Annotated in this window: 10 protein-coding genes and 1 riboswitch; of the genes, 3 read left to right on the top strand and 7 right to left on the bottom strand. The window is 46.4% G+C overall.

All coding sequences use genetic code 11. The annotated features are described in order from the left end of the window. Nucleotides 1-34: 34 nt before the first annotated feature. From sufB to rimP, 5 genes are read right to left on the bottom strand one after another with little or no spacing between them, the layout of a single operon-like run. Nucleotides 35-1,480 (bottom strand): Fe-S cluster assembly protein SufB, encoded by a 1,446-nt coding sequence (sufB, locus tag BDI_RS17675; RefSeq protein ID WP_005859390.1) that lies wholly within the window; start codon nucleotides 1,478-1,480, stop codon nucleotides 35-37. 30 nt (nucleotides 1,481-1,510) lie between these two features. After that, complete coding sequence (locus BDI_RS17670) at nucleotides 1,511-2,002, bottom strand: CvpA family protein (protein ID WP_005859392.1); 492 nt, start codon at nucleotides 2,000-2,002, stop codon at nucleotides 1,511-1,513. 2 nt (nucleotides 2,003-2,004) lie between these two features. Continuing rightward, a complete protein-coding gene (gene infB, locus BDI_RS17665) occupies nucleotides 2,005-4,926 on the bottom strand; it encodes a translation initiation factor IF-2 (RefSeq protein ID WP_005859394.1) in 2,922 nt (973 codons plus the stop codon). Between the two features lie 20 nt (nucleotides 4,927-4,946). After that, nucleotides 4,947-6,212: a transcription termination factor NusA gene (gene nusA, locus BDI_RS17660; RefSeq protein ID WP_005859396.1), complete on the bottom strand. Its 1,266-nt coding sequence runs from the start codon at nucleotides 6,210-6,212 to the stop codon at nucleotides 4,947-4,949. Between the two features lie 4 nt (nucleotides 6,213-6,216). Further along, nucleotides 6,217-6,684 (bottom strand): ribosome assembly cofactor RimP, encoded by a 468-nt coding sequence (rimP, locus tag BDI_RS17655; RefSeq protein ID WP_005859398.1) that lies wholly within the window; start codon nucleotides 6,682-6,684, stop codon nucleotides 6,217-6,219. Between the two features lie 237 nt (nucleotides 6,685-6,921). Next, nucleotides 6,922-7,032, top strand: a riboswitch (TPP riboswitch). Nucleotides 7,033-7,074: 42 nt separating this feature from the next. On the opposite strand from rimP, the gene BDI_RS17650 reads away from it, so the two are divergent. The 3 genes from BDI_RS17650 to BDI_RS17640 are packed head-to-tail and all read left to right on the top strand — an operon-like array spanning nucleotide 7,075 to nucleotide 10,558. After that, nucleotides 7,075-9,273, top strand: coding sequence for a TonB-dependent receptor (locus tag BDI_RS17650; protein WP_012056060.1), 2,199 nt, complete (start codon nucleotides 7,075-7,077; stop codon nucleotides 9,271-9,273). Between the two features lie 20 nt (nucleotides 9,274-9,293). Further along, nucleotides 9,294-9,881, top strand: a complete 588-nt coding sequence (gene pnuC / locus BDI_RS17645; protein ID WP_012056059.1) for a nicotinamide riboside transporter PnuC — start codon at nucleotides 9,294-9,296, stop codon at nucleotides 9,879-9,881. A gap of 17 nt (nucleotides 9,882-9,898) precedes the next feature. Continuing rightward, nucleotides 9,899-10,558, top strand: coding sequence for a thiamine diphosphokinase (locus BDI_RS17640; protein WP_005859406.1), 660 nt, complete (start codon nucleotides 9,899-9,901; stop codon nucleotides 10,556-10,558). 80 nt (nucleotides 10,559-10,638) lie between these two features. On the opposite strand, the gene BDI_RS17635 is transcribed toward BDI_RS17640, so the two are convergent. Both BDI_RS17635 and BDI_RS17630 read right to left on the bottom strand, forming a co-directional pair. Continuing rightward, nucleotides 10,639-11,019, bottom strand: a complete 381-nt coding sequence (locus tag BDI_RS17635) for a hypothetical protein (protein WP_009016915.1) — start codon at nucleotides 11,017-11,019, stop codon at nucleotides 10,639-10,641. Nucleotides 11,020-11,070: 51 nt separating this feature from the next. Next, nucleotides 11,071-12,555 (bottom strand): DUF3868 domain-containing protein, encoded by a 1,485-nt coding sequence (locus BDI_RS17630; RefSeq protein WP_011967364.1) that lies wholly within the window; start codon nucleotides 12,553-12,555, stop codon nucleotides 11,071-11,073. Nucleotides 12,556-12,559 lie beyond the last annotated feature (4 nt).

Here is a 12,559-nt window from a genome sequence, read left to right as displayed (position 1 = left end):
ATTGAAAATTGAAAGTTGAAAATTGAAAATTATTCTATCCTACGCTGCCTTCCAGCGAGATCGTTAGTAATTTCTGAGCCTCGACAGCAAACTCCATCGGTAACTTATTCATTACCTCGCGGGCATATCCATTCACGATCAAACCAACAGCCTCTTCTACCGAGATACCCCGTTGCTGGCAGTAGAACAATTGCTCCTCACTGATCTTACTCGTCGTAGCCTCATGCTCCACGATCGCCGTCTCATTCTGAATATCAGCGTAAGGGAACGTATGAGCTCCACAAGTAGAGCTTAGTAACAAACTATCGCATTGGCTATGGTTTCGGGCGCCTTCCGCACGGGCGGACACCTTCACCAATCCCCGATAGCTATTCTGGCTATGACCGGCAGAGATACCCTTGGATACGATCGTACTTTTCGTATTCTTACCCAGATGAATCATCTTCGTACCCGTATCGGCCTGTTGGTAATTATTGGTCACGGCAACCGAGTAAAACTCACCTACCGAGTTATCACCCGCCAAGATACAGCTCGGATATTTCCAAGTGATCGCCGAACCGGTCTCTACTTGCGTCCAAGAGATCTTGCTACCCTCACCTTTGCACAAACCTCGTTTCGTCACGAAGTTATAGATACCGCCTTTACCTTCCTTATCACCCGGATACCAATTCTGTACGGTAGAATACTTCACCTCGGCACGCTCGTTCGCCACGATCTCCACGATAGCGGCATGCAATTGGTTCTCGTCACGCATCGGCGCCGTACATCCTTCCAGATAACTTACATACGCCTCATCGTCTGCGACAATCAAGGTACGCTCGAACTGTCCGGTATTAGCGGCATTGATACGGAAATACGTACTCAACTCCATCGGGCAACGTACGCCCTTCGGTATATAAACAAACGAACCATCCGAGAACACGGCCGAATTCAAGGCGGCGAAGAAATTATCACGATAACCAACCACGCTGCCCAAATACTTCTGCACCAAGTCCGGATGATGTTGTACAGCCTCGCTGAACGAACAGAAAATAATCCCCTTCTCCGCGAGATTCTCCTTGAAAGTTGTCTTCACGGAAACACTATCCATCACGGCGTCTACCGCCATTCCGCTTAAATGCTTCTGTTCTTCCAAAGGAATACCCAGTTTATCGAATGTTTTCAACAACTCAGGATCTACCTCATCCAAGCTCTTTGGTCCCTCTTTTTTCTTAGGGGCGGCATAATAGATAATGTCCTGATAATCGATCGGCGGGATATTCAAGTGAGGCCATGTAGGCATCTCCAACGTCTGCCAATGGCGAAAAGCCTTCAAACGGAACTCGAGTAACCATTCCGGCTCGTTCTTCTTGGCAGAGATAATACGGACCGTCTCCTCGTCTAATCCACGATGGATCACCTCCGTATCAATATCGGTAACGAAGCCATATTTATAATCTCCGCTCGTTACCTCATTAATGATATGATTTGAATCCTGCATAATTATAAATTAACCATTGATAAAAGCCCTTCATTCTCCTAATGAAAACAAATTATGTGGGAAAATTGTTGGTACTATTTGCTTCACGCTATAATAAAAACGAGATTCTATCTTCGATTGGCGATGAATCAAGACCGATCCGCGATCCACGAACTCCAGCGCATTCAACAGCAAACTGGTAAAGACCAAAACGACCAGCAACCCGAAAAAACCACCAAACAAATGGTTGATAACGCTCAACGGTGTCGCCCCTACCACCTTGGTAACCAGTTCACCCGCTAGGATAAATACCCCCATAATCAAGATAAAACCCGCTATATAACTCAAGATCGTAACCCCTTCTTCCGGAAACCAACCCAACGCCAAGATATATCCTTTCAGCCAAGCCGCCGCTTTCCCGCAGAAAAAGATCGCGATCACTAGGGCTATAAGCGAAACAACCTGTTTGATGATTCCATCAAACAGGCCTTTCACAAATCCTATCCCTGCCAGACATAGCAATGTAATGTCCAACCAGTTCATCGTTATAACGTCTTCTTAATTTCAGTCTCTTCGTAAGCCTCGATCATATCGCCCACTTGGATATCGTTGAAGTTCGTAATATTCAAACCGCAATCCAAGCCAGCCACGACCTCTTTCGCATCGTCCTTGAAACGTTTCAAAGAGCCTAGCTCGCCGGCATAGATAACGATACCGTCACGTATCAAGCGGATCTTGTTCGTACGTTTGATCTTACCTTCCTTAACCATACATCCGGCAACCGTACCGACCTTGGTGATCTTGAATACCTGCTGAACTTCCACATAAGCGGTAATCTCCTCCTTGATCTCCGGAGAAAGCATGCCTTCCATAGCGCTCTTCACCTCCTCGATCGCATCGTAGATGATAGAGTACAAACGGATCTCCACACCTTCCTTCTCGGCGTTTCTACGTGCTTGCAAAGACGGACGAACTTGGAATCCGATAATGATAGCGTTCGAAGCCGCTGCCAAAACCACATCCGACTCGGAAATCTGACCAACCGCCTTATGAATTACATTCACCTGAATCTCCTCGGTAGACAAACGGATCAAGGAGTCGGACAAAGCCTCTACGGAACCATCTACGTCACCCTTCACGATCACGTTCAACTCTTGGAAGTTACCCACGGCGATACGACGTCCGATATCATCCAAAGTAAGCATCTTCTGCGTACGAAGACCTAACTCACGCTGCAATTGCTCACGACGGTTAGCGATCTCACGCGCCTCTTGCTCAGTCTCCAATACATTAAATGTATCACCGGCCTGAGGAGCACCATTCAAACCGAGGATCAATACCGGCTCGGAAGGACCGGCCTTCTCCACCCGTTGATTACGCTCGTTGAACATCGCCTTGATACGTCCTTGATGAGTTCCCGCCAAAACGATATCTCCCATCTTCAACGTACCGTTCTCCACCAATATGGTAGATACATAGCCACGTCCCTTGTCCAAAGAAGACTCGATGATAGAACCAACCGCACGTTTTTTCGGATTCGCTTTCAAATCCAACAGGTCGGCCTCCAACAAGACCTTCTCCAACAACTCCTCGACACCGATACCTTTCTTAGCGGAGATCTCCTGACTCTGGTACTTACCCCCCCAGTCTTCCACCAAGTAATTCATATTCGCCAACTCCTCCTTGATCTTCTCAGGATTAGCATGTGGCTTATCGATTTTATTAATAGCGAAAACAATAGGAACACCGGCAGCCGAAGCGTGATTAATCGCCTCGATCGTCTGAGGCATCACGTTATCATCAGCGGCCACGATAATAATCGCGATATCCGTCACCTTCGCGCCACGGGCACGCATAGCGGTAAACGCCTCATGACCCGGAGTATCCAAGAACGTGATACGGCGGCCATTCTGCAACTTCACGTTGTAGGCTCCGATATGCTGCGTGATACCACCAGCCTCACCAGCGATTACGTTCGCGCTACGGATATTATCCAATAAAGAAGTCTTACCATGGTCAACGTGTCCCATCACCGTTACGATAGGCGGACGGGCTACCCAATCCTCCTCGTTATCATCTTCCTCATCAGCGTTGATCGCCTCGACAACATCCGCGCTTACATATTCAGTCTTATAACCGAACTCCTCAGCCACGATATTGATCGTCTCCGCATCCAAGCGCTGATTGATCGAAACCATAAGGCCGATGCTCATGCAAGTACCGATAACCTCCGTTACAGATACGTCCATCATGTTCGCCAAGTCGTTGGCCGTAACGAACTCGGTCAGCTTCAATACCTTGCTTTCCAGTTCTTCCTGTTCCATCAACTCGTGCTCACGTTTCACAGCGGCGTCACGTTTATCACGACGGTATTTAGCCCCCTTATTATTCTTATTATTCTTGTTGGTCAAGCGAGCCAAAGTCTCCTTGATCTGCTTTTGAACATCCTCTTCACTAACTTCCGCTTTCACCGGCTTCTTCAAGCGAGGCTTACGGTCGTTATTCGGACGATCGTCACGATTCGGGCGCGGATAATTCGTACCCGGCGTATTATTCACGTCTACCCGATCTTTCTTGATACGTTTACGCTTCTTCTTAGCGTCACCTTCCTCACCCGGTTTAGCAGGAGCGTTCGGTTTTATCAAAGTCGGCGAATTCGGACTCTTATGAGGAGCGCCCGGACCGTTGCTATTATTACCCGGCCGATTGTTATTAAACTTTTGCTTCTCATCACGCTCTTTCCGCTTCTCCTCCTTCGTTTTCTTTTTCGGACGAGTCGATTGGTTAAGCGCATCCAAGTCAATCTTACCGGTTACCTTGATCTTTGACTCCAATTTAACCGAGTTCAAACGGAAAAGATTATCATCCTTTTCCTCGGTCTTCTCTACTTCCTGTTCCGGTTTCACACTTTCCACCTTAGGTTCCGCAACAACCGGTTGCTTCTCTACGGTTTTTTCTTTTTCCACTTCCACTACTATAACTTTTTCTTCTTTTTTCTCCGTGGGAGCCTGCGCAGGCTGCGCGGGTTTAACAGGAGCTTGAGCAGCGGGAGCGGCAGGCGCTTCCTTCACTTTCGGCTCTTCCTTTACCTTAGGCTCTTCTTTCACCTTCGGCTCCTCTTTAGCCTTCGGCTCTTCCTGCTGTTTTTTATGTTGTCCACCATCCAAATCGATATGACCCTTCATTACGATCTTAGGTCTGAATTCTTCCGGTATCACTGTCTTTATTTCCGCGGTCTTCTCTTCTTTCACAGAAGGAACCTCTTTCCGCATACGATCCGCCGCAAAATTACGATCTTTCTCTGGCAGATCCTTTCCAAACTCTTTTACGAGCAAAGCATACTGTTCATCACTGATCCTCGTGTTGGGATTATCCTCAACCGAGAACCCATTCCGGTGCAGGAACTCAACCACCGTGTTGATTCCCACGTTCAATTTTCTCTGTACTTGAATTAATTTTATAGGCATATCTAACTTTGTCGTAATACTTATTCGTTACCTTCATCTTCAAATTCCGCAGATAAGATAGCTAAAAGATCGTCCACGGTCTGTTCTTCCAGATCGGCACGTTCAATAATCTCATTGCGGTCCATAGCAAGGACACTCTTCGCCGTATAGCATCCTATATTCTTCAGTGCGTCGATCACCCAGCTGTCGATCTCGTCGGAGAACTCATCCAAGTAGATATCCTCCTCGTCCGCTCCTTCGATATCACGGAATACGTCAATCGTATACTCAGTCAACATACAAGCCAACTTAATATTCAGACCGCCCTTACCGATCGCTAAAGAAACCTCCTCCGGACGTAGATAAACCTCAGCTTTCTTTTCCTCCTCATTCACACGGATAGAAGAGATCTTAGCCGGGCTTAAGGCACGCTGGATAAACAAAGAGAGATTTGAGGTGTAATTAATCACATCAATGTTCTCGTTTCTCAACTCGCGAACGATTCCGTGGATACGAGAGCCTTTCATACCTACGCAAGCGCCTACCGGATCAATACGGTCATCGTATGACTCGACAGCCACCTTGGCACGCTCTCCCGGAATGCGGGCGATCGCCTTGATCGTAATCAAGCCGTCATTAATCTCCGGAACCTCCAGCTCAAACAACCGTTGCAAGAAGACCTTATCCGTACGGGAAAGAAGGATCTTCGGGTTGTTATTATAGTTATCCACACGTTGAACGATCGCACGTACGGTCTCTCCCTTACGATAGAAATCGGTCGGGATTTGCTCGGATTTCGGCAGTAGCAACTCATTACCATCGTCATCCAGCAACAGGATTTCTTTCTTCCACACCTGATAAACCTCAGCGGCGATGATGTGGCCGATTTTATCCTTATACTTAGCGTACAAGCTGTCTTTCTGCAATTCAAGTATCTTTGAAGCCAAAGTTTGGCGCAAGTTTAAGATCGCACGGCGTCCGAAGTCTGCGAAATGCACCTCGTCGGTCACTTCCTCGCCCACCTCACAGTCGGCATCGATTTTACGGGCCTCCGTCAACGTAAGCTGCAAGTTCTCATCCTCCAATTCATCATCAGCCACAACCGTACGGTTTCTCCATATCTCGAAATCACCTTTCTCAGGGTTGATAATCACGTCATAGTTCTCATCCGTGCCAAACATCTTGGCGATCACGTTACGGAACGAATCTTCCAAAACGCTAATCATCGTATCTTTATCGATATTCTTCAACTCCTTGAACTCCGCAAGGGTGTCAATCATACTGATTGTTTCCTCTTTCTTGGCCATAATCTTACTTGAATCTTATTAAGTATTTTGTATATTTTATTTCATCAAATGTATACGACTCATCCTCCACCACAGTCACCTTCCGCTTAGCGCCTTCCGGTTTCACCTTCTTCTCGACAGAGACAACCACACCGTTCTCGTCGGCAGATTTCAACACACCGGTCAGCTTCGAGCCGTTTTTCAACAGCATCTCCACCTCGTTTCCGATGTTCTTGACGTATTGGCGAAGTACCTTGAAAGGAGAAGTAATGCCGGCGGAGCCAACCTCCAGCTCATAATCCTCGACGTCACGATCCAGATGCTCCTCCAAATACCGGCTCAACTCAGCGCAATCATCAATGCTTACCGCTTCATCGTTATCAATTTCAACGACTATCAGGTTTCCCGGTTTAATCACCACGTCTACTAAATAATTGCTTGAAGAGGCTAGTTTTTCCTCTATTAATTGGCTTACCACTTTCTTTTCTATCATACACATATCTGTTAAGAACAAAAGAAGGGGACTACCCGCCCCCTCCTCAACTTCACTTAATCGCCCGCAAATATACAAAAAATCAATGAGTTCTCAAAATATCCTCATCTTTTTACAGAAAAAATTAATACGACACAAACCGGATTACTATCCATAGTAATCAGAATTAATATCTATAGAAATCCGATTTACTATTGACAGTAATATTTATTAACACTTTTATGCCTATCTTTGCTGCCGAATACGAAGGGGTGCTCGCAAAATCCTTCACGAAAGGAGCGGGCTGAGATCATACCCATAGAACCTGTACAGGTAATGCTGTCGTAGGGATTCATGCTTCTCCGATCCTTTCTATTCATCTATTTAGTTTTAAAGCAAAAAGATGAAAAGATGAAAAATGTATTGGTTATCTTGGCCGGCTCCTTACTGGCTACAACCGTCAAGGCACAAATGCCCAGTCCGGTCGACTCCTTGAAAATCTCAAAAGACGTATCTTTGGATGAAGTAGTTATTACCGCTACCAAAGTCGGGAAAGAAACCCCGGTAGCTTATAGCGACATCTCCAAACAAGAGCTAAGCAGCCGGAACAACGGGCAAGGTATCCCATTCCTTATCTCCCAATCCCCGTCTGTTATCATGACCTCGGATGCCGGAACAGGTATAGGTTACTCCGGTTTTCGTATCCGGGGGACAGACGCGAACCGTATCAATATCACGATCAATGGCGTACCGGTTAATGACTCCGAGTCTCATACCGTATTCTGGGCTAATATGGCCGATATAGCCTCCTCGGTAGAATCGATCCAGATCCAACGAGGTGCCGGAACCTCTACGAACGGAGCCGCGGCTTTTGGCGCTACGGTCGCCATGCAAACCGAGAAACCGTCCTTAAAGCCTTACGGCGAATATTCCGTATCAGCAGGTTCTTTCGGTACGCTGAAGCATACGGTAAAAGGCGGTACCGGATTACTTTACGATCATTTCGCTTTCGACGCCCGCTACTCCAATATCCGTAGCGACGGCTTTATCGATCGTGCCTCCGCCCGTATGAGCTCTTACTATGCCTCCGCCGCTTTCTATGCCGATAATACATTGATTAAATTCCAAGCCTTCGGGAACAGCGAGAAGACCTATCAAGCATGGAACGGTGTTCCGTCTTATTTACTTGACACAGATCGTAGCTATAATCCATGCGGAGAATATGAGGAAGATGGAGTGAAGAAGTTTTATAACAATCAGACGGATAATTATTGGCAACACAACTACCATTTAATGGCCAGCCAGCGTATCGGAGATTTCTGGAATATGAACCTGACCCTTCATTACACCGATGGTAACGGATATTACGAGGATTATAAATCGAAAGCCAAATTCAGCAGTTATAAGCTACCGGAATATATCGATCCGGAGGGTAATACCGTAAAAAAGACCGACCTCGTGCGCCGTAAATGGCTCGACAATTATTTCTATGGGACCGTTTATAGCGCGAACTATCAACGTGACAATACCCGCCTTACGCTGGGAACCGCCGTCAACAACTATGTAGGCGACCATTTTGGCCGGGTAATGTGGACCAAAAGCGCAAACGTCTTGCCACAACCGGATTACGAATATTACCGCAATACCGGTAAGAAATTAGACTACAACGCATACGCAAAATTGACCCAACGTCTTTCCCCTCTTTTCACCGGCTATCTGGACTTACAATACCGTGGGATCCATTACACCATTAAGGGAAACGATGACAAAGCCGAGGAAGAGCTGGACATTCATAAGAACTGGAACTTCTTCAACCCGAAAGCCGGTATAAACTTCCATAATAACGGCCATAACGCATTCGTCTCTTTCTCCGTCGCAAATCGGGAACCGAACCGTGACAATTTCACGGAGGCAGGCCCCGAAGAACGTCCTACCCACGAGACCTTATATGATTACGAGGCCGGTTATAGTTTTGGTAACAACCGTTTCCGGGTTGGAGCCAATCTCTATTTCATGGATTACAACAACCAATTAATCCTGACCGGCAAGATCAGCGAGATCGGTGAGGCCCTCACTTCCAATATAAAGGATAGCTACCGAATGGGCATCGAGCTTACCGGAGGTGTACAAATCACCTCTTGGCTGAATTGGAACGCGAACGTAACCCTCAGCCAAAATAAAATCAAGCATTTCGTGGAATACGTGGATAACTGGGATACCGGAGTACAAGAGATCAACGATCTAGGTACAACGAATATCGCTTTCTCCCCAGACCTAATCGCAAACAGCATGTTCGATTTCGCTTACAAAGGATTTATCGCTAGTTTCAACTCGCAAGTAGTAGGCCGCCAATACATAGACAATTCAAGCAGCAAGGATCGTTCCATCGATCCCTACTTTATCAATAGCCTACGTATCGGTTACGCCTTCCAGCCTAAGTTCATGAAAGAAATAACCCTAGACGTGACTATCAACAACCTCTTCAACGAGAAGTACGAGACCAACGCATGGGTATACTCGTATATCGAAAACGGCACACGTAAAAAGGATGACGGTTATTTCACCCAAGCCGGCACGAACGCCATGGCCAGGATCACCTTCAAATTCTAACTTAATTTTCAATTACTAAAATGGTTTGGCTAGAATACTTCGGAGTAATAACCGGTCTACTCTATCTCTTTCTAGAGATTAAACAACATAAGGCCATGTGGGTGGTGGGATTCCTCACCTCCCTCGTGTATGTATTTGTCTTCCTGTCCGCTAAGATCTATGCGGACATGGGATTGCAAACCTATTACGTAGGAATCAGCATATACGGTTTCTATCAATGGACCCGGAAGAAACATGAGACACACACGGAAAACGACAGTCTTCCCTCCGACCGTATCCTATACACCCATCTGAGCCTTCCGCTTTTCGTGGGGATTATCGGAACATTGGCCGTTGTATTCGCCATCTTATGGTATCTCCTTCATCAATTCACGGACTCTCCCATCCCCGTAGGCGATGCGTTCACCACGTCGGTAGGCATTGTCGCTACTTGGATGCTGGCAAGGCGAATTATCGAGCATTGGATTTTTTGGGTAATCGTAAACCTCGTTTCCGTATATCTTTATTACCTTCGGGGCTTGTATCCGACGATGCTACTCTATTTTTGCTATGCGACACTAGCCATAGTAGGCTATTACAATTGGCGGAAGAAAGGGGAAGAGTTTTGAATTATGAATTTTGAATTATGGGAGATAATATGGAAAGTCTGGAAGGAGGATGTGTGATCGTAGCGAATGGGAGATTTCCTTCCGCTGAGTTACCCTTGAGATTATTAAAGGAAGCGAAAACGATTATCGCTTGTGATGGAGCCGTAAAGACACTTTATGAAAAGGGTATTCATCCGGACGCTATCGTAGGAGACTTGGACAGCATACCCGCCGGCCTGCGCGAACGCTACGCAGACCGAATCCATCATGTAGAGGACCAAGAGATCAACGACCTCACCAAATCCGTCCGTTTCGCCCATACCCAAGGCTATCGAGAAGTTCTCATATTAGGAGCTACCGGATTGCGTGAGGATCATACATTGGGAAATATATCCCTTCTTATGGACTATGCCCACTTATTCAAGCGGGTGGAGATGTTATCCGACTATGGCCTTTTCACTCCTATCTTAGAAACAACAACCTTCGCTTCTTATCCGGGACAACAAATCTCCATTTTCGTTCTTTATCCCGAAGGGGAGATTAGTACGGAAGGACTCCGTTGGCCCATTCGCCGACGAAAGCTCACCTCATGGTGGCAAGGAACTCTCAACGAGGCTTTGGGAGACCAATTCACTGTCACTCTCTCCCCGGATTGCCGGGTAATCATTTACAGGGAGGCATCCCATACAAAAGAATAGTCCTGAAAAGTATCACTACTTTCCAGGACCCTTACACCCCTCAACTTTACATGCTTAAATAAGAAGCGTTCGCTTCCTTATCAAGCAGATAATTTTTTTAACTCATTCTCTTTCCATTCGGAAAAACCTTCTACCCTATCCCTTATCTGGAACTGTAGCTTATCGTCGGCAACCAACTTCAGCACAGCCGTGGGAGAAAGCGGCAAATACATATCATTCACGGCGAAAAAAGCTTTCAGTAAGACCACGTCATAGTCATCGTGGATTACTTCTTTCTTTAATACAACCGGTACCTCCATCTGAGTCAGATAGTAGGCTGAACGTTCGTATGCGCACCAAGCATCTCCTTCCAGATACAGATAGACATTGTTTGGATTATCTACCTCATGAGGCAGAACCAACTCTACTACATCTGATGCTTGTTCCATATAAAAGAAATTATTATTAATATTTGTTTTCATGACATTTACAAATTAAGTGCCTTCTGCCCTATACGTAGGGAGGAATAGCTATCATTTTACAGCGTTGAAACTATCAAATACCGCATTATCCTCTATTTTCTTGCGTAATTCCTCTAAATTTATAGCTGCGGCCTTTACGCCCATATCCTGAGCCTGCTTCAATAGAGATTCCGCTTCTGCCAAATCACCGGTCAACATACTTAACACTCCTTTTGCGTGAACCGCCTCTGGGGCGTTCCCCGCTTTCGCCAAATAGTTCTTAGCGGAAGCATAATCACCCTTGCCCATAGCGATATTCGCAGCGTTAAGATTCGCTACCGGATCATTCGGGAACATACGGACAGCGATATCAAATACATTATTATATTCGTCACTACCGATCTCATAGCTGTTAGCCACCGCGAACATCTCCCCTAAACTTAGCTGTTGCGGACGAGTCTTGATAATCTCACGCCCCTCATCCACCGTAAACTCACGTACCGTATAATCAATCTTATATTCCGAACGACGTAACGAAGGGAAAATATCTTTCAACACATAACGGAAAGCGGCGCCACCACCCAAGGCACGTAACTTAGCCTCCTTGCGATCCGGATCATCCGAGCTATCGATAATCGCCAATACCTCGCTACGATTCGGCACATTCGGATCGGCCTCTACCTTTTCCTTAAAACCGACCCAATCTTCCGGTTCCGAGCTCATCGTGAAGAAATCAGCCTTGAAGTCATTCTTCTGGCGGATATAGTCACGTAACGCTTTGACACGATTATCCGCCAATTTCTTATTACTAGCGTAAGAGCCTTCCGGTGAGGCATATCCTTTCAGTACGATACCTGTCGGTTTCACGTTCTTATCCTCTGTAACGGTACGGATCGTATTATTGATCTTCGCCAACTCCACTGCATTATTACGGAAATCAGGAAGAATCTGATATTTACCCACTTGGAAGTCCAAGAAAGCCGTACCGACTTCCGCACGATGCTTCTCCGTCTCTGCCATCGGCGTGATATAAGAGAATGTAGGCTGAACCTCATAGCGCTTATCCGGACGACGACGAATCTTGTCCGCGATCAATAACGGACTACCGGCCTCTTCCTTACCGCAACCGCATAGATTCGGGTCTAATACGACACGTGCGTCTTTCATCCAATCCTCAAAAGGCACGGCGGTTTTATAACTTACCACTTGATCTTCCTTCCCGGCTTTCAAGATAGTATAATGAGGTACGTCGTTCAAATTATCCAAGGCGACCTCACGGTTATATACTTTCTGGCGGATACGTCCGTTCACCAAAATAGAAGGAAGCCCCTCTTTTTGCGAAGCCGATTCCAAGACGGGGGTCAGTTCCAAATAGCTACGGGATTTCACCGCATCGCTACTTACCGTCACCACGGCATCGATATATACCGAGTCACCCTTCTGTACCACGTCGTTACAAATCACTTTAACCCCATCCGAGGCAGTCTGTCCCATGATTGCCGGAGACACGACGGCCATCATAGCCGCCATCATATATGCATTTATCTTCTTGTTCATCGCT

The sequence above is a fragment of the Parabacteroides distasonis ATCC 8503 genome (assembly GCF_000012845.1).
Taxonomy (GTDB): domain Bacteria; phylum Bacteroidota; class Bacteroidia; order Bacteroidales; family Tannerellaceae; genus Parabacteroides; species Parabacteroides distasonis.
Note: the sequence above shows the minus strand (reverse complement) of the source record. Positions and strands in the feature narration are given on the sequence as shown.

Excerpts from the sequence above, each read along its gene's own strand:
- sufB (WP_005859390.1), bottom strand. The coding sequence starts at position 1,480 with ATGCAGGATTCAAATCATATCATTAATGAGGTAACGAGCGGAGATTAT.
- BDI_RS17670 (WP_005859392.1), bottom strand. The coding sequence starts at position 2,002 with ATGAACTGGTTGGACATTACATTGCTATGTCTGGCAGGGATAGGATTT.
- infB (WP_005859394.1), bottom strand. The coding sequence starts at position 4,926 with ATGCCTATAAAATTAATTCAAGTACAGAGAAAATTGAACGTGGGAATC.
- nusA (WP_005859396.1), bottom strand. The coding sequence starts at position 6,212 with ATGGCCAAGAAAGAGGAAACAATCAGTATGATTGACACCCTTGCGGAG.
- rimP (WP_005859398.1), bottom strand. The coding sequence starts at position 6,684 with ATGATAGAAAAGAAAGTGGTAAGCCAATTAATAGAGGAAAAACTAGCC.
- BDI_RS17650 (WP_012056060.1), top strand. The coding sequence starts at position 7,075 with ATGAAAAATGTATTGGTTATCTTGGCCGGCTCCTTACTGGCTACAACC.
- pnuC (WP_012056059.1), top strand. The coding sequence starts at position 9,294 with ATGGTTTGGCTAGAATACTTCGGAGTAATAACCGGTCTACTCTATCTC.
- BDI_RS17640 (WP_005859406.1), top strand. The coding sequence starts at position 9,899 with ATGGGAGATAATATGGAAAGTCTGGAAGGAGGATGTGTGATCGTAGCG.
- BDI_RS17635 (WP_009016915.1), bottom strand. The coding sequence starts at position 11,019 with ATGAAAACAAATATTAATAATAATTTCTTTTATATGGAACAAGCATCA.
- BDI_RS17630 (WP_011967364.1), bottom strand. The coding sequence starts at position 12,555 with ATGAACAAGAAGATAAATGCATATATGATGGCGGCTATGATGGCCGTC.